The following is a 17,825-nucleotide window of genomic DNA, read 5'->3' as shown; positions in this document are numbered from 1 at the left end:
TATGCTTGCATCATCAACAGAATTATATTATTTCAATGAAGTCTGTCATACGCTTAATTTTTCCAGAGCCTCGGAACGACTTGGCATCAGTCAGCCCTCATTAAGTCAGGCAATCAAACGTCTGGAAACCTTTATAGGAACACCCTTGTTCCTGAGAGTCAAAACCGGCGTCAAATTAACCAAGGCCGGCTGCCAGTTGCATCGGCATACCAAGGAGTTGTTAACTTTATGGGAACGAGTTAAATCGGAAAGTCTGGCTTCATGTCAAGAAGTACAGGGCCGCATTACTCTGGGGTGTCATCCCACGGTGGCACGTCATCTTTTACCGCATTTACTCCCTGATTTTGTAGCGAATTATCCTCATTTGGAAATTGCATTGGTTCATGATCTGTCAAGAAGGATTGTTGAGGGAGTCATTAAGATGTCAATAGATGTAGGGATAGTGGTTAATCCCGTACAACATCCGGGAATTATTCTACACAAATTATATAGGGATGAAGTCGGCTTTTGGCAGGCAGATGATTATCAGTGGTCATTTGAGCAGGGGGGAACGATCATTTGTGATCCAGAATTAATGCAAACGCAACAGATCCTGAGCACTCTCCGTGAACAGGGGAGAAGCAATTATCGGTTATTGACCAGCAGTAATCTGGACGTAATCGCCAGTTTGCTTGCTAGCGGTACAGGGATTGGAATTTTACCGTATAGTGTTGTTCGAACAGTACAATATGCTTTAAAGCCCGTAGCGAACATGCCCAATTACCTGGATGAAATATACTTGGCTTATCGCCCAGAGCAACGTGATATAATGGCTTTAAAAGAATTAATTAAAGCCATTAAAAATACCGTTAAGCTGCTTCATGAAGATGGTCTGCAAACCAGTTCCTGAGCACTTCTTCACCTAATACCTTATAAACGTAATTGAGGAATAAGGTAAGTGACTCAACGAATTGGGATTCGGAATAGGCCAAACTCTCTCTCATATTGGGTTCATGGTGCAGAAAGTGGCCGAAATAGTGGTGACAAAAATCATGATAATCTCGAGTTATTAATATAAATTCATGCCACATATTATCTATAGTACGCATTTCTTCATGCATCACCGGAATAAAACGCAGGTCAGGATTGTCAGGAGACTGTATTAAATCCCAGGAATGTTTCTCACATAACCATAAATAACGCAGCATCTCAGAAAACAGTTGTTCCGCTCGTGAAGCTTCTTTAGGATAGTTATCTTGAAAGCGTTTGATTACCGCTGGATTTTTGTAATTGAGTACGTCATTTAATTGGGGTAGATGATTCATTCTGTAGCACCTGTATTGTGTTCCGGTGAGATATAAATTTTAACTCGTTAACCATGCATCCCACGACAACATTTGTGCTGGGTGATTCCTTTGGCTAATTTCGCTTTGATGATTGTTTCGATTATTTGTTGTCTCATTTTGGGTTCCTTTTAGTTATTAGACGAACCCAGTATAGAAAGAACGGTTTCATTCAACCATTAGGTAGGGGTTATCATGGTGATAACGTTTTGTTATATCCTGTTAAACAGCGAGTTCCATCCGATTTACTGTCATGTGTTCTCATGAATGGGGACAAAAAAGAATAGCGCTTAACAAATAGGCACAGGAATGGTTCAATAATTTCTTTTTTTTCAGGAATCATTTAGAAATTCACACAGTAAACGTTGAAAATGGTGAGTACCCTGTTCTTTTGTTGGTGAAAACCGCCCCGTATCATAATAACGTGATTTGATTCCTTTTTGTACGGACTCTACAACTGCCTCATCTTCAAGTTCTACTTGATCCAGTGCTCCGCCTGCGCCTTTGCCCAGTTTTGTTTTATCCAGAACATAGGTTAAAAAAGACACTTTAGTCAGCTCGGGGCTGATAGGTTGAACGTTATTAACAGAGCAGCCCCATGGATAAAAATTCAGCATGGTATTAGGGAATATCCAATAATAATACGCCGCAACTCGCCTTCCATAATCCTGAGATTCCCTTGGTAACGCGAAGCATTCTTCTCCTTCACGAGCTAATGCCAGTTGCAAATTACTGTATCGGTACAACTCAGTGGTGTAGGTAGTACAATCAATGACCTGTCTTAATCCAGAATGGACAAAAGGGATGTGCAAGGCTTCCAGATAATTTTCACAATATAAAGCCCAGTGTGCTTTAACCATATAATCTCTGGAGCGCTCTCTATCAAGACGCATTTGCTCCATAGGAAGCCAGAACAATCTTTCTTTAATATCAGCAAATACTTCATTGAAAGGAACTGTTGGAGCCAGAGATGCGAAAATAAAAGGTTCCAGCGTATTGAAAGGGATTGGGGTGAGGTGTTCGCGAGGTGAAGGAAAATCCTTAGTTTGTTCAAATTCAGGCATATAGAGGAATTCACCACGATAATTAAATCGACGGCCATGGTAGGGACATTTTATTTTATGCGAGGTACAGGGGTGATCTACCAGAATTTTACCTCTGTGCGTGCAAATATTACTTAAGCAGCGTGTAATGCCTTGTTCATCTTTGGTAAAGAGTAACGGTTCATTCAAAAAATCAGGAAGTAAAGTATGTGGTACGAGAGTTCCCTGGGTATTCAACGTATCGGTACCAAGGCAGAATTGCCAGGTTTTACTGAATATTTTTTCTTTACTTAATTCAAACCAATCCGGTGAGGTATAAAATTGTGAAGCTATGGTTGATGCTTTTGCAATATCCGGATCAACAAACAGAGTATTCATAGAGACATCCTTTGTACTAAACCAATCCATAATTAAGTGTGAAGAAGCTAGTGTACTATACAGCATACTGTCAATAATTTAATGCTACAGAGTGGAGTGGTTTGATAATAAATCGGCAAAATGGTTGATTAATTTACCTGCTGGTGTAAAATTGCCCAGATATTTAAAATTAAGGATCATCTGATGCGCTACTCCAGAATTATATCGTTCATCAATGGGTTAATGATGTCGGGTAATGCCGTTGCCTTTATGGCTTCTCCAGTTCCTGCAATATTGAGCAGTATTGAAGTTAAATCCATGACCGATGTTAATCAGTTATTTCTTCACACTGAGAATCTTTTGATAATTAATAATCTTAAAAATACACTTAATATTCTTGAAATAATCAATTAATATCGATTGAGGCTCGGCAGGATTGGACCGGTATCTGCTTAAACATTCGGGAAACGCTCATCGAAATGAAGTGAGTGATATCCTGAAACAGGCACGATGCTTGATTTGGAATTCCTGTGCTGCGTTCAGGATGACTTAATTATCAGACTGATTAATAGCAGGATTTATTGACGACCAATTAACGGATTTAGGATGATGATGTTGACTAAAAGGGAACGTTTTGAACAATGGCGAGGGACTGAAGCACGTAACGAACAAGGAATTATCGATACTGTCGCCATAATAGAAGATTATTTCACTTCTATAGATAGTCTCTCTTCGATAAAAAGAGATCTTGCCGATCATAAGACGGATCATTTTTTGAAATTGAACGTTTACGGTGGACGTTCATTTGGTGCAGTGGCTTTTTGCCGATTTGTAATAGAAGAATCAATTGAACTATTGCCTGATACAGCATCAGACGAAATACATCTGTTAAAAGAATTAAGAACTATCCTGGGTGAACTATATGATAACCCTCGAAAGAATGTAGTGAATAACGCGAATATTTTAATAGGACACATCCAAAAGTTATTAGCAATAAAGACGGAGGATATGACTCAATTAAAACAATTCAGATCACTTTTTGTTTGTTTTTTTTATACCCTTAAACTTCTTAAGACTGGAATTGATAATTTAAGCGACTGGAAAAAAATTGCAATTAACGCTTTTATCGATCTGGACAAAATTATTCTGGATGTTAAGGGTCTTACTGAATTGGCTGAAGAAAAAATCAGGCAAATTGAACGGACTTTGGAACAATTAGACATTGAAGAAGCCAAAACACGTGCTGGAAAAAAATCGCTGCAGGATTATTTTAATGAGCGATTCGCAGCCCTTTTTATGGCAGATGAACGAGAAGTTAAAAAATTTTTGAATTTGCACCGTTGTCTGGATGAATTGAGTGACAGGATTAATTCTTTAATTGCGGCACGCGATGTCCGGCAAGAAATTTCTGAGAACATAACCAAGATCCAATCCTTATTAAATGCTTTGTTGAAGAATGAGCAGAGGGTCACTGGCAGACAGTATTTTTTAGAGCTTATGAATCACTCAATGGATGCATTTACGGTATTGATGAAACACACCAACGGGATTAAAAAAAAACAGTTAGTTGAAAAAGTTAATCAATTAAACGATCCCGGAATCTTGCAAAATATATCATCAAAACTCTTGTATGGAGTGAGTTGGGTAACCAGCTTTCTTGCAGTTGGCTATCGATTGGTTACCTCTAATTCATTTCAGGACTTTATAGCCAAAAAAATTCCATCAACCCTTGATGCTCAGTGTAAATCGGAACTGAAATTGCTGGCTACGGAATATTTAGCTGATTTGAAGCGACAATCCATTGAGGTCCAAAATCACATTATGGTTCATGAAGAGCACTTATCCAGGGGAGATGCCAATTTAAAAAAATTAATAGCCCATGCTTCAAATGAAACGCTGACTCAGGTTCTGACTGCAAATCATACTGTAGCTGAAGCTTTTGGCGAATACAGGCGAATTTCATTTTCATTAACACAAAAACATTGTTTTCTGACTTCACTTAAAGAAACCCATAACCTGTTATGTGATTTTATTCAGCAGCATGACGGATGGATGGTTAAATTATCCAATTTCCTGGCGCAGTTTTTGACAATTTTTAAATCAGAAACAGCCGTGGTGATCGATCGTGCTCGTGCGTTAAAGCAAAAATTAGTGAATTTTGAAACGGAATATAGGAAAGAGGTTCACAATGGTGTGATTGCAATTCAAAATAATCCTCACTTAACTAAAACCGTCAAAGATAAGTTTATTAATGAGTTTGGTACAGTTAAATCCCTGGAGTCGTTCCGAGTGATCCGTCCTGCGATCAGTAAAGAAGATCTCGATCATCTTATTGATAATACCACATTATTTTTTAATTCGGGTAGAAAACAAGGTGCTCTGGATAAGCGAGTACGTGTTGAATCTATTACGGTTACTGGGGCTGTATTATCTTTTTGATTTAATAAGTTATCTGAAATAACTCGAATTGCTGTTAAATAAAAACATCATTGAGTCTGATTGTTGTGCATTATCAGACTCAAAAAAGTACTGTTCGGGGTGGTCAATAATTAAAAATGTTTTTAATATCGAGGTTGAACATCATATTGGAGTTCAGAATTATCTGCTTTTGAAGAGTGAAACAAAGAGTTCACTGCACCACCAATCAAGTCAATTAAATTAACTAATGGGCTTGAAATAGCAGCAAGGACAAATATGGGAGACATTACTGATAACGTAGCACAATCTACTAATTTATCTGCAGCTTTGGCAAATTCAAACATCAAAATGTTTGAAAAAACTTTTAATAGCTTGCTGGCTGCTTCCAAGAGAAGAGAAATGCTAGCTAAAGACAAAAAGACAGGTGCGGTAGCTACAGATGCAACTCGAAAACCGAAATCACTGACAGAGTTATAACTAGAAAAAAAAGCGGGTCTGCGATAGCTTTTTAAAGTAGGGAATAGAGTTGCTCCAATTAATTTTTCACTTACATTTCTACGATCTACCATAATATGCTCCTAAATTGTATTGGGGGCTAAATAGTAACACAAATTGATAAAAAATGATCACTTTGTTGTGTTTTTTTATTGACTAATATCGATATGAACTTAAATACCTTTGTTTTAGGGGTAAGAACCCAATATCCATTTAAGATGTATTCCTTTGAAGCCAGGCCTACACGGCATTAGTTTCCATCGCACCCGAATTCCCGAGGCAATGACCGCGGGATCTAATACTTCAATGCTACCATTATGGCTCCCGCGATTATCGTCGTGGGAGCTTGAATCATATTTATTCAAACATGGCAACATTAACTATTTATGAAAATTAAGCTATTTGAAATCAAAGGAATTTTTAGATATTGTCAGCTCTAAAATAAATGAATATCATGGCTTGCTCTGCTTTTTTGTAATGCAGCTTTGTCACCAAACAGGTGTTTTTAAAATAAATTTTACATAAAAAGGGATTTATATGCGTATCCTATCAGCAGTATTACTTTTTTCGCTAACCTCAAGCGCTTTTTCAAGCACCTATTTTGTTCAGCTTGGAGCTTATGATAAAAAATATCCAGCCGAGCAATTAATCCGTCAGCTTGAAAAGAAAGGTATTTCTGGACCTACTATTTCAGAAAAAACGGTCACTAACAAACGCTATTACACGGTTATTGCAGGCCCTTTTGATAATCAAACCAAAGTACATGGCTATGTAACCTCTCTGAAGAAAAACAACCAACCGTATTTTGTATTCAAACAAAAAAGCGCTGTTAGTAAGCAGCCCGATTCCTTGCCCGCAATAAATCTGGATAAATCAGGCAAACAGGTCCCAGCGTTGTATCAGGCTCGAAAGGGAGGTAACTTTATTGGTGTAAATGGGGGGTATGCACAACAACAAGTTGCTCTCGGCTATTTAGTGCCTCCCACAAACCCATTACTCGTACGCGATAAAACCTACGAACACACCAGTGCTTTTTGGGGCCTGTCTTTAATTCATGATTTTGAGAGCATCCCTTTTCGGATTGATTTTAAATTCACTGATATTCTTGGTTCCAACCAGTTCGTCAACAACTATCTTTTTAATGCGTCAGAGCCTAAAGGTTACGTTAATGCAAATATTGATATTAACTCCCGGCAATATATGGTGGATTTGTACTATTTATTAAATATGACACCCGATTTTAGCATTTACGCTGGCGGTGGAATTGGTTTAAGCACCAATAGCTCTCTTACTACCATTAACAATTCTCCGGCATTTGGCAACAATGCTGAATATTTCGCATACACTGAAAACGCTTTTGCATATAACGTGGAGGCTGGCGTGAGTATGAACGTGTATGAGAAGACCAGTATTGGGTTATTCGCGCGCTACGTCGCTTTAGGCGGAGTTGTAGTAGAACAGCATTCTCTTGAAAACAAGCGTGGCGTAGGTGATAACCATGCCAAGGCAATGCTAGCCGGTGTTAATGTCAACTTCCGGTTAGGCTAAAGTCATAAAAGCGTCAGGGTTTTGATGCATCGACAAATTTTTTTATTTTGGGGCAGCTCCGTTTAATGGAGTCAATGAGGTCAAAGTAAATCTTACATTGACCTCATTAGCTTTCTCACTGAAACCATTGATTCGGATAATGATTGAATCAGCATAGTGATGCATTAGCTAATTAAATAAATATTGACATTTTGGTAATAAAATATACAATTGGTGTCTTTTTGGATGCCGTATGTTTACTATTAACTCAAAAAACATAAAAGAGAGTTTATTTAATGTCTTGTTACGCAATGAAAACATACAAGCTGCTGAAGAATTAAAAAACGCCCATCCAGAAGAATTTGCTGCTGTATTTTCTGAATCGATCCAAACCATCATGCTGAGGATTTCTCTGGCGATGACACGGTGGTGCTTCAAAGAATTTCCAGCTCAATGTCGGGAAATTTCTGCTCACCTGCCCCAATTTATCTCTAATGAATATTTTGATGAACGCTGGTATTTACCCAGTGAGGTTCTCCATTTTTGGCTGCAGCAAAATCCCGAGAGCATCGTTGATTTATTACGTATGGAACAGTATGCCATTATTTTCAAGGCCGCGAGATATGGCAAATTTCAACTGGTCGACGAATATTTACAAATGCTGCCTTCCTATGCGGCAGAAATACTAACCAGCCAAAATCAAAAAATTTTTCAGAGAATAGCATATTCTGATCAGTTTCATCTTATTGAACAATGGTTGAGGGCCTATCCGGAAATTGCTCCCATGGTGCTGGCCCACGATAATTTTTATATAGTACGAAGAACAGCCGCTAACGGTCATCTGGAATTATTGCAGTACATGCTTTCTTTCGTGGATGCCAAACAGGCTGTGGCTGCCAAAGATTATGATTTGTTTTTTTGCGTTGTTTGTGAACACCCAGCAATCTGCCGCTTTCTGTTGGATTTTGCAGCAGATCAGGTACAGGCCATGGTTTGCAGCCAAAATTTTAAAGCTTTTCAGATATGCTCAGAGGAACTACTGCTGATTATGTGTGGTATTTTGGAAAGCAATCCTGAAGCGTTGCAACAGTCTGTGACCACTGTGGTTATAGAAGCTGTTCGCTGTTCTGAATTGGATAAACTTAAGATTGTTAAGGAACATTATTCCGAAGCGGTACGTGTGGCAATGAACTCAAAAGAACTCAGCTGTGCTCTTGACTCGACAAAAATTGAAGTATGGGTATGGCTTACCTTTTATTATCAACCTGAGATTAAAGCGCTATTCCCTGATGGGATGAGTGTGTTGTATCAGACTTTGAAATTCCACAAGGAAATCAGAAAGGCCGAATTTTTAAAAGAACATTATAACGATGTACTTTCTAAATCAGGTATTCATCGGATAACCTCCCGCTTATTGCAATTTTTAATGACCCATCTTAATGAACAATCTGATTTTAAGACGGTTAGACAAATTGCAGAACAGGCTATTGGAGAGGGGCTGGTTAAATCTGTTGATGAGAAAGAATACTGGTTGCATTCCTCCTTAATGGAACTCTGTCAGCTAAAAGACATGACCATCAAGACAAAAACGCTCCTGCTGCAAGCAATTGAAGTGATCATGTTGTCCAGAAGGGTTTCTAATCTGGGAAAACTGAATATTTTCAGCCGTAAGTTATCAGCGAATACCAATCATATTTGGCTTATGAACGGAGTCAGACTCCTTCTTTCCCAGCTATACCCGTCTTTAACAATCGTATTTCTGCTAGCCGATCAGAACGACCTGCTGCAAGAAATCGAGTATATTTCTCAGACATTAAAAGAGTCAGGCGCTATTTGGGCTGTGGTTGGATACAGTAATCGTTACCATTTATCGCTGTTAAGACTTCAATTAAACAAAAATGAGTTGGAAATTCAGGTGCTTGATTCTTTGGGTGCCGTTCCAGCCTCAGGTGAAGATTTATATTATTCGAGAGTATTGGTTAAACTTATTAATACTCTGAAACACAATATAAACCTTGATTCCTTTAATGTTGTTACCTGTCCGCAAGTCAGACAAAAGGATGGTCGGAGTTGCTTCAGTTTTGTACTTCATGATCTGGAGACTGCAGAATATTATCTTTCTCAGGGCATCTCTCATTTTTTTTCAATGGAAGCTGAGGTCTGGGATGACCACAAGTTACTGTTTAAAAGTACATTTTTACCTGAGTTTTATAGTATAAGTCAAATTGCATATCCCGGGGCTAAACTTGAATCCAGATTGTCAATAGAGCGCGATCACTATGGAAGTTCAAAAGCACTGGACAGGTCCATTCATTCCCTTTCCAGTCTTTTGACAAGCAAAATGATCACTTTTGCTCCGGAAAATCATATTGAAGAGGGGACATCGGAAGAGGATGAAATAATAAATACCTGCTCTATTATGTAAGGTTACTGTTATTCAAATATAACCCCAGCCCTTAAGAGTTTACCCTTTCCTCATACTTACCCGGTTTTAATGCCCTTTTTATCATGCCCGTGAATTCGGGTAACTCTTTATGAAAGGAGTTGAAAAGTACTTGGGATTGTTGACAATTCGCCCTGCCACCTACGCGCCGCGGCCATATCATTACCCAGAAGTATCTAAAATATTGTTTGTCGTTCCCGCGAAAGCGGGAATCCATCCTTTACTTGAGCACTTTGCCTGATTATGAATAGATTCTCACTTTCGCGGGAATGACTTTATCTGGCTACTCAATACTTTTTAAAACCCGGCATTCCTTGCCGAGAAAGGGGTGTCAGTCTTGTGGGTAATGATGTGGCCGCGGCGTGTAGGTGGCAGGGTGAATTGTCAACAGGCCCTAAAGAAAAGAGGTATTTATTCGCTCTCATAGAGTCAGGTTTTCCCTTTAGCTGAATATTTGATAATTATCTGAAGATATAGTAGGGTTTATTAGCAGTCACATTAAAATTTTGGCGTAGTCTTACAGCCCTGAAGGATAGTAGCGGATAGCCTCAAGGGATTATGAATTTAATTGTTTAAAGACCCTGGTCAATTAGAACTGTACTAAAGGAGTTTAGTTCATCGTGAATATTTTAATAGCTGGAGCTTCAGGATTAATTGGCCAGGAACTGATTCATGGTTTATCTCAGGAGCACCATTTTACTGTTCTGGGCAGGCATAAGGATTTATTGCGTCAGGTATTTTCAGGGCAATTTGTATCCGTTTCCTGGGATGAACTGGATACATTAGACGCCAGTCAATTTGATGCGGTCATGAATTTGAGTGGGCTAAATATTTCAGCATCACGCTGGACACCCAAAATAAAAGAAGAAATCATCTCTTCACGAGTCGAAACTACACAGCGTTTAGTGCGCTGGATTATAAAGCAAAAAGCTAATCCTCATTTTTACTGTGCGAATGCCGTTGGAATCTATGGCATGCAGGAGAATGGTGAACAAACGGTATTAAGCGAGGATACATCTATTGATTTTTCCCACCCTAAAGATTTTTTAAGTGAAGTAGGGATACGTTGGCAACAGGCCTTGGAAGAGGCTGAAGCGGCAGGACTGGCTGTTACTTCAACTCGATTCGGCGTGGTGTTAAAGAAAGGGCAAGGAATGTTGGGAAAATTATATCCCAGTTTTATTAGTGGTTTTGGAAGTGTTATAGGAAATGGAAAGCAATTTATTTCCTGGGTAGGCAGTAAGGATGTCGTCAACGCTTATCGATTTTTGCTCAATCATCCTCAAATTACAGGAGCAGTGAATATTACTTCTCCTAATCCATGCATGCAAAAGGATTTCGCCAAAGCTTATGCTAAATCCTTGCATCGCCCATTATTGTTAATGACCCCTGCTTTTGTTATTCATTTCTTATTTGGTGAAATGGGTGATTGTTTAATCAATCACGGTCAACAAGTCATTCCTAAAAGACTGCTGGATGAAGGATTTACATTTCAATACCCGACAATAGAAATGGCATTGGAGTATGAAGCAACTGCCAAGGATATGGCGTGAACTGAATGGTGATACCTTCAGGTAAATTAATTCATTGCAGGATTGGATATGAAGATATTTCGGAATGGACGATTGGCTCCGCCAGCCAATATGTATCTGCATTTAATTCGTAATTGGTTTATTGGGATGTCCCTTATTGTTGCCGCTTTAGGGACGGGTATGTTGGGTTATCATGTTTTTGAAGGAATGTCATGGATCGATTCGTTTTTAAATGCGTCAATGATTCTTTCTGGAATGGGACCCGCAGCTACTTTAGTTACTTCATCAGGTAAATTATTTGCTGGAGTTTATGCGTTATTTAGTGGATTGGCTTTTATTGCAATTGTTGTGATTATGTTGTCTCCAGTAATACATCGGTTTTTTCGTAAAATTCACATGGAAAGTGCAGCAAGCAAGGATTAATAACGAATTCATCTCAGAGGGTGAGCACGTGTTTGAGATGCGGTGAGTATTTCAAATCCGCAAAACGCATCGCGTTTTGCGGGATCAGGCATTAGGCTATTAATGGGCTCTTTTGAAAAAGTATTTGAGTCTCATTGGAGTAATTTGTTGATTATCATTGATTGCCGCAGCAAACACATCCTGACGACCTGTATCGTAATCGCAAATCACAGCTCCGCCATGTTGCTCAGGAACTCCAGGAGCACTCATTGTGCTTAAAATTTCGTTAGCGCCTTCAACAGCTACTTCAGCGGAATCTGCTTCTACTGGTGCAATCAGAAATCCCCAGGTAGATTCAGTATTGTAGTTGCTAATATTATAGCTAATATAAAGATTTAGCCCAATTTCTTCAGCCATAGAAATGCCTTCTGCTTTAATGTCATTGATATTGGGGCATAGGCTTTCTTGTCCAGCAAAAGCAGATCCTGCGAGAATTAATGCACCAGCAAAAGCGGCTAATTTGGATTTCAACATCATGTTCTGTACTCCTGACTTGTTTATTAAAAAAATCAGCAAAAGAGTATCACTTGCATATAAGATTTACAACAGAGTGTCTTTTTGGAAGCGAGGGTTAAAAATAAATCACAGACCATTGCTGTTCAAGCATGATTTTTGAAAATGATAATATAAATCAGTAGGTTATTTTCCTTGCGATAACTTCTCAACTGCGTCTAATAGCTCATCCCCGCAGAGCTGGAACTTGAAGCCTGATGAGGTAAATGTGCGGTGATAATCTGAGTTAATAAACTGACTTGCCGTTCATACATTGCTCTATCATAACCCCCTTCCAATCCCCAATAGATGCCTTTAATAAGTTCCCTGTTTTTATTGTATAGCTGGAATATTTGCTCATAAAAATAAGTTAAATCCCCATCATTAAACCGAGTTTTGCTTGCCTCAGATAGTGACATCATTCGCTCATTAACCCATTTTCCGCAGGGAGCGGTTTCGTCTTCATGGGAATCCCAGCCTGTTGGTAACAAAAGCGCAATGTGATGATGATGAGTTTTAGCCTGCGCAATCTGCTCCTTTATCTTGGCGAGAGCAAACTGAAGCGCTGGATGAAGAGAAATTTTTTTACGAAAGGTAAGGCTTAAATCAACCGCATAATAATCCAGGTTATTATGCTTCCAATATTTTATTTGTTCGCCAACCTCTGTGCCGGTTAAATTGAATTCTTTATTAATGTCGAGATGATTCTGCCCGGGGTACACTCGTGAGTCAAAGACATCAATATGGCAAATATTCATATGAGATGATGTTTGCCGTATTATGTCGCATAAACCATTATCTCTATTTACATCCGTACCAACAATAATGTAATGCAAGGGTTCTGCATGAACAGTTTCCCAATACTTCATCAGTACGGCTGTCTTGTTGATGAGACAAAAACCACTGCCTTCATCATGAAACGCATGATGGGTGGGTAATCCAAAGGAAAAAATCATTTTGGAGGGATTCAGTAGGGTTGTTGCCAAATCCGTGATCAATACTTCAAATGTCCCTGGAGTGATTACGATATCAGAATTAATTTCTTTCACCCCATTTTCTAATGCCTGAATGGAATAGTCTATTAATTGCTGCACGTACTCATTAGAGTGCACTGCAAGCAGGGAGCGAAGAATTATGTCGTCTGCAGGAATTTGATTTAAAGCGTGAAAAGCGGTGAGACGATTCCCGGCGCCTATCTCTCTGAATAATTGCGACCAATATTCGGGTAAGTTGTTGTGATCGCTGGTGATTACGGGTAGCGAATGGCAATTACTCAGTATTTGACTCATGTGCATGAGGCGAGTCTGTTGATCTTCCGTACTACCAGCAGGCATGTGATGCATTTGCGCCAGAGCATTATGAGAAGGAATTTGAATGTAACATTCTGATAAATCGTAAAGTTCCTTGTCGTCCTCAATGGAGCTTAATGCGTATATACGTTCATTAATTTTGTTTAAAATATTATTTGCGACTCTTTGTATGTAGGGCTTGAGCTTGGAATAATTAGGAGATTGAATATATGTGGATACAAGAGTTTTATATTCATTTAAGCTTTCAATGGTTTGAATTGACAAAAACTTGTTGCCTTTAAACAAACGATTCAATGCTAATAGTTCCGATCTAAGATTACTCGGTGAGTGCTTTTCAAAAAATGTTCTTGGCATAAAGTGTCCTGCGCAACACAAATCAGCTTATAATTAATTTATTAGTCTATACAGTATAGTAGAGATAGGCTAATTATTCTGGTGCTTTTAATTGGGAGTACGCTTCAGTGATCACTCATAAATTAGTTCAATTATCACCTAAGCCTTATGGGGTGCATCTTATCACCAACGAGATACTTAATCAGGTTGAACTCCCGGGTTCAGGAATTCTGAATGTGTTTATTCAACATACTTCAGCAGCTTTGGCTTTAAATGAAAATGCTTCATCGGATGTAGTGTTGGATGTGCATCATTTTTTTTGTGATCTTGTTCCTGAAAACAGAGAGTACCGACATAAGGAAGAAGGTCCTGATGATATGCCGGCTCATATTAAATCCATAATTTGTGGCGCTTCCTTGAGTATTCCCTTTCTTGATAACCGGTTATTATTGGGTGTTTGGCAAGGAATATATTTAATGGAATTCAGAAGGAACGCAGGCGCCAGGAATGTTGTTTTAAGTGTGCAGGTTTAATTACTGGCGCAATTGCAGGTACTGTTGCTCTATATTAATTTTTTCTGGCAATTACGGTGGGGAATATTCCCTTGCTGTCGTATATCACGTTCAAGACATCAAATCCTGCTTTATTCAACTGAGCACGGGTTTGTTCTTCCGTTCTGTAGGTTTGCCAGTTGGCTTGTATGATCTCGTTAAAAATAATCTGTTGTTTGATGGCATCGTCACTGTTGATATTGTTCCAGGTTGATTGGCTGGTTAATTTTGGGGGGGGAGTAAGGAAACTGGTGATTAAAATCCCTTTATTTTTTAATGCATTATAAAATTGTTTGTAAAGTAAGGTGACTTGTTCATCATCCGGTTCATAGAAGTTCAGACCATTGCTGGTTATTAAATTAAATTGCGATTCAATGTCCAGGCTCCATGCATCTTTTTTCAAAAAGGATACATTTTTAAAATCATGTTTGATCGCATTCTGTGCAGCAAGCTCTAAAGAACTCTCATCCAAATCGATGCCGACCAGATTGATGTTGGTTTTGTTTGAATAATCCAGACTGAGAAGATCGTCCATTAATCCGCAGGGAATTGAAGCCAGTGTCCAGTTATCCTGTAAATACGCTTGAATTTGTTCCTGAAATATTTTAAAGCGTTCTTTAGTTGCAAGGCATATTGGTGATTTATATAAAAGCCAATGTTCCAAGGGGTGCATGGATTCTTTTTTCATGCTATAGAGAATGACATAGGCTGTCCAATATCCATTAAGGCCTCTATTGGATAATAAAAATCGTCCCAGCTCAAATTGAGATAAACCATCAAGTAATTTGAGCGCTTCACTTAGAGGAAGACTGAGGTTCTCTGCTTTTTTTAGTCTGTTTTGGTGTTCGGCTAATTTCGTGTTCATGCTGTGGTTATGTGAAATGATCATGCTCAATTCCATATGGTTGGGAATACAGCGAAGTATAGACTTCTCCTTATAGTTAATCCAGAACAGGAATTATTAACTATAATGTATATTATTTTGGTATCAAGGTGAGTTCATGGCAGGAAGCAATGTTAAACACTTCAAAAATTCTGCTCTGTTGATTTTAATGATGCTGCTTTTTGTTTCCAAAGGACTAGTGGCAAACGATACTGCTTTTGGTGGTGAGGGTTCTTTACCTATCCCCATATCGCAACCGGATATCAAAATGGTTAATGAAGTCATCATCATCACCGGAAAGAACCTGGATAATTCACAGATGAATGGTTCCTGGCATTACAGTTGTGATTTTAATTTTCAAAATACTTTGAATGAACAATTGAACGTGTCGATGGGGTTCCCGTTTCCAGTGTACAATGAAGAATCAAGTGCTATTGCCCTGCCTGAAGGGCAGAAAACGGGGCAAGGACAACCTTTGGTCTATGATTTTCAGGTACTTGTTGATGGCATTACAGTTTCTGCGCATAAAGAAAAAATTGCTCCAAACAGGGATAAGGGGTTGTATTATGATGAAGCATATTTATGGACTACTGTCTTTCCTCCCTTGTCATCGGTACGCATTCAACATGATTATGATACCGGCGCTACTTTTGATGTAATGGGATATCACTGGGTTGCCTACGTTCTCAAGACGGGAGCACTTTGGCATAACCAAACCATAGGGCATACCCGAGTGGAAGTCATTCCGAATACCCCAACACGGTTATGTTCTGAAATTGACGGCAATAAGGAGTATCTCAAGACGACACCCGCTGGTATGACCATTCGCGGTACTGGTGCCAATAGGAACTATGTGTGGGATTTGCCTCAATTTCATCCTGAAGAGGATCTTTCGCTGTGTCTGTTTACTCCTAAAAGTTTTGTGCGTTATAAATTGATTTATCCCATTTTAAATTCTGAAAATCCGGTTATTGAGTTATCTAAAATGACTTCATCGCAACTACGACTCTTGCGTAACAGCGTATTTGCTCAATATGGAAGACCCTTTAACTCTTCTGATTTGCAGCATTATTTTAATCAGCAATGGTGGTATGAGCTAAATCCAGATTATTCAGACAGTATGTTAACTGATGAAGATAAAAAGCTCCTTTCGTTCATTAAACAGATACATGAATGAGCATGCTGCTTTTTCTTACTGAATTTGTCGGTTAATCAGGGGCTGTTGACATGTCCTCTATTTAAACCTGCTTCCCGCGCATAAGGAGCGAAAGGTAGGTTAAGGGAGCAATGGGCAACAGAGCCTATTGAGTTCTCTTATTTTGGCGCAAGTTTGCCTGCGATTTAATTAAGAAATAGTGATATAGTTTTAACGGATCTCAGTGATTGAAAGTACTGCTATTTTATTTTTAAGGATGAATTATGAAAGCGATAGGTTATTTAAAGTCATTGCCCATTGATAATGCTCAGTCTTTAATTGATCTGGAGCTGCCTGCTCCTAAAGTCTCAGGGCGTGATATTCTGGTTGCTGTACAAGCCATCGCGGTAAATCCCATCGATACGAAAATAAGACGCAATGTTCAACCCCAAGGTGATGAGCCCAAGGTTTTGGGTTGGGATGCTGCTGGTGTGGTCGTTGATGTGGGGCCTGAAGTGACGTTATTTAAGCCCGGGGATGAGGTATGGTATGCAGGGGATTTGACAAGGCCAGGTACGAACAGTGAATTTCATTTGGTTGACGAACGAATTGTGGCAAAAAAACCTGAGTCGTTAAGTTTCGAGGAAGCGGCAGCTCTTCCGTTAACCAGTTTGACTGCCTGGGAACTTCTATTTGACCGTCTGGAACTATCGCCAACCAAGCCAGGCAGTTTATTAATTACCGGTGCTGCTGGAGGGGTTGGTTCTGTGTTGGTGCAACTGGCAAGAACATTAACTCATTTAACCGTTATAGGGACTGCTTCACGTCCTGAGTCTGTTCAATGGATTCTGGGTAATGGCGCTCATTATGTCATCGATCACAGCAAGGACATGAAGGCTCAATTGCAGGCAATCAATTATCCTGAAGTGGATTATGTCATTAGTCTGACCCACAGTGATGAGCATGGTAAAGCGTTGGTTGACGTTTCAAAACCGCAAGGTAAATTTGCTTTAATTGATGATCCCCAGCATTTGGATTTTAAAATGTTTAAGCTTAAAAGCATCTCCATTCACTGGGAAATGATGTACACCCGTTCAATGTTTAAAACTCCTGACATGATAAAGCAACACGACATTTTGAGCAAAATGGCTCAATTGGTCGATGAAGGGCAGATAAAAACTACCGTGGCAGAATCTATGGGAACTATTAATGCGGCCAATTTGAGAAAAGCCCATGCCTTACTGGAAAGTGGATTGGCAAGAGGGAAAATCGTACTGAGTGGATTTTAGGTGATTTTGATTCGGCTATAAGAATGGTGTTTGTGTAAAATTAACTCCTCACCACATCAGCCTTAATTTTTGCTGCGCTTGGGATAAATCGAATTCCCGCGGCTATGACTGCGGGCTAGCCTGTTTGCTCGCAAACAGGCTACTTAACTGCGCTGTCTCTTGAGTAGAGTTTTGACCAAGCTCAGTGGATTCCACGGTCAATGCTGTGGGAATTAGGTTGAGGTTTGAGCAAA

Annotated in this window: 16 protein-coding genes; 10 read left to right on the top strand and 6 right to left on the bottom strand. The window is 39.2% G+C overall.

The features are described from left to right. Position 1 precedes the first annotated feature (1 nt). On the top strand, positions 2–889 hold the full coding sequence (locus G543_RS17475; RefSeq protein ID WP_051190650.1) for a LysR family transcriptional regulator: 888 nt from the start codon (positions 2–4) through the stop codon (positions 887–889). On the opposite strand, the gene G543_RS0108205 is transcribed toward G543_RS17475, so the two are convergent. Both G543_RS0108205 and G543_RS0108195 read right to left on the bottom strand, forming a co-directional pair. Beyond that, complete coding sequence (locus G543_RS0108205) at positions 849–1,304, bottom strand: glycine-rich domain-containing protein (RefSeq protein WP_028384096.1); 456 nt, start codon at positions 1,302–1,304, stop codon at positions 849–851. The genes G543_RS17475 and G543_RS0108205 overlap by 41 nt on opposite strands. Before the next feature lie 350 nt (positions 1,305–1,654). Next, the gene (locus tag G543_RS0108195; protein ID WP_028384095.1) at positions 1,655–2,743 is read right to left on the bottom strand and encodes an SRPBCC family protein; all 1,089 of its coding nucleotides are present in this window, start codon (positions 2,741–2,743) and stop codon (positions 1,655–1,657) included. A 183-nt stretch (positions 2,744–2,926) separates the two neighbouring features. Here G543_RS0108195 and G543_RS0108185 point away from each other — a divergent pair, with 183 nt between their 5' ends. Both G543_RS0108185 and G543_RS0108180 read left to right on the top strand, forming a co-directional pair. Then, on the top strand, positions 2,927–3,136 hold the full coding sequence (locus G543_RS0108185) for a hypothetical protein (RefSeq protein ID WP_028384094.1): 210 nt from the start codon (positions 2,927–2,929) through the stop codon (positions 3,134–3,136). A gap of 192 nt (positions 3,137–3,328) precedes the next feature. Continuing rightward, positions 3,329–5,161 (top strand): hypothetical protein, encoded by a 1,833-nt coding sequence (locus G543_RS0108180; protein WP_028384093.1) that lies wholly within the window; start codon positions 3,329–3,331, stop codon positions 5,159–5,161. Positions 5,162–5,283: 122 nt separating this feature from the next. On the opposite strand, the gene G543_RS0108175 is transcribed toward G543_RS0108180, so the two are convergent. After that, positions 5,284–5,709, bottom strand: a complete 426-nt coding sequence (locus G543_RS0108175; protein WP_028384092.1) for a hypothetical protein — start codon at positions 5,707–5,709, stop codon at positions 5,284–5,286. A gap of 463 nt (positions 5,710–6,172) precedes the next feature. Here G543_RS0108175 and G543_RS0108170 point away from each other — a divergent pair, with 463 nt between their 5' ends. The 4 genes from G543_RS0108170 (at position 6,173) to G543_RS0108155 (ending at position 11,560) form a co-directional block, all read left to right on the top strand. Further along, positions 6,173–7,183 (top strand): SPOR domain-containing protein, encoded by a 1,011-nt coding sequence (locus tag G543_RS0108170; RefSeq protein WP_028384091.1) that lies wholly within the window; start codon positions 6,173–6,175, stop codon positions 7,181–7,183. Positions 7,184–7,415: 232 nt separating this feature from the next. Beyond that, complete coding sequence (locus tag G543_RS0108165) at positions 7,416–9,587, top strand: hypothetical protein (RefSeq protein WP_028384090.1); 2,172 nt, start codon at positions 7,416–7,418, stop codon at positions 9,585–9,587. Positions 9,588–10,225: 638 nt separating this feature from the next. Beyond that, positions 10,226–11,158: a TIGR01777 family oxidoreductase gene (locus G543_RS0108160; RefSeq protein WP_028384089.1), complete on the top strand. Its 933-nt coding sequence runs from the start codon at positions 10,226–10,228 to the stop codon at positions 11,156–11,158. Between the two features lie 48 nt (positions 11,159–11,206). Beyond that, the gene (locus G543_RS0108155) at positions 11,207–11,560 is read left to right on the top strand and encodes a hypothetical protein (RefSeq protein ID WP_028384088.1); all 354 of its coding nucleotides are present in this window, start codon (positions 11,207–11,209) and stop codon (positions 11,558–11,560) included. 99 nt (positions 11,561–11,659) lie between these two features. Here G543_RS0108155 and G543_RS0108150 read toward each other — a convergent pair whose 3' ends face one another. Both G543_RS0108150 and G543_RS17470 read right to left on the bottom strand, forming a co-directional pair. Then, positions 11,660–12,076, bottom strand: coding sequence for a DUF4949 domain-containing protein (locus G543_RS0108150; RefSeq protein WP_028384087.1), 417 nt, complete (start codon positions 12,074–12,076; stop codon positions 11,660–11,662). 194 nt (positions 12,077–12,270) lie between these two features. After that, positions 12,271–13,755 (bottom strand): acetylpolyamine aminohydrolase, encoded by a 1,485-nt coding sequence (locus tag G543_RS17470; RefSeq protein WP_238584700.1) that lies wholly within the window; start codon positions 13,753–13,755, stop codon positions 12,271–12,273. Positions 13,756–13,862: 107 nt separating this feature from the next. Here G543_RS17470 and G543_RS0108140 point away from each other — a divergent pair, with 107 nt between their 5' ends. Then, a complete protein-coding gene (locus G543_RS0108140) occupies positions 13,863–14,267 on the top strand; it encodes a secondary thiamine-phosphate synthase enzyme YjbQ (protein ID WP_028384086.1) in 405 nt (134 codons plus the stop codon). A gap of 34 nt (positions 14,268–14,301) precedes the next feature. Here the strand turns inward: G543_RS0108140 and G543_RS0108135 are convergent, their stop codons facing one another. Beyond that, positions 14,302–15,174 carry a methyltransferase domain-containing protein gene (locus G543_RS0108135; RefSeq protein ID WP_162145885.1) on the bottom strand — a complete coding sequence of 291 codons (873 nt, stop codon included), beginning with the start codon at positions 15,172–15,174 and terminating at the stop codon, positions 14,302–14,304. A gap of 112 nt (positions 15,175–15,286) precedes the next feature. On the opposite strand from G543_RS0108135, the gene G543_RS0108130 reads away from it, so the two are divergent. Both G543_RS0108130 and G543_RS0108125 read left to right on the top strand, forming a co-directional pair. Next, positions 15,287–16,345 (top strand): YARHG domain-containing protein, encoded by a 1,059-nt coding sequence (locus G543_RS0108130; protein ID WP_051190649.1) that lies wholly within the window; start codon positions 15,287–15,289, stop codon positions 16,343–16,345. 242 nt (positions 16,346–16,587) lie between these two features. Next, complete coding sequence (locus tag G543_RS0108125; RefSeq protein WP_028384083.1) at positions 16,588–17,592, top strand: zinc-binding alcohol dehydrogenase family protein; 1,005 nt, start codon at positions 16,588–16,590, stop codon at positions 17,590–17,592. The last annotated feature ends 233 nt before the right edge of the window (positions 17,593–17,825 follow it).

This window comes from Legionella moravica DSM 19234 (genome assembly GCF_000423305.1).
GTDB classification, from domain to species: domain Bacteria; phylum Pseudomonadota; class Gammaproteobacteria; order Legionellales; family Legionellaceae; genus Legionella; species Legionella moravica.
Note: the sequence above shows the minus strand (reverse complement) of the source record. Positions and strands in the feature narration are given on the sequence as shown.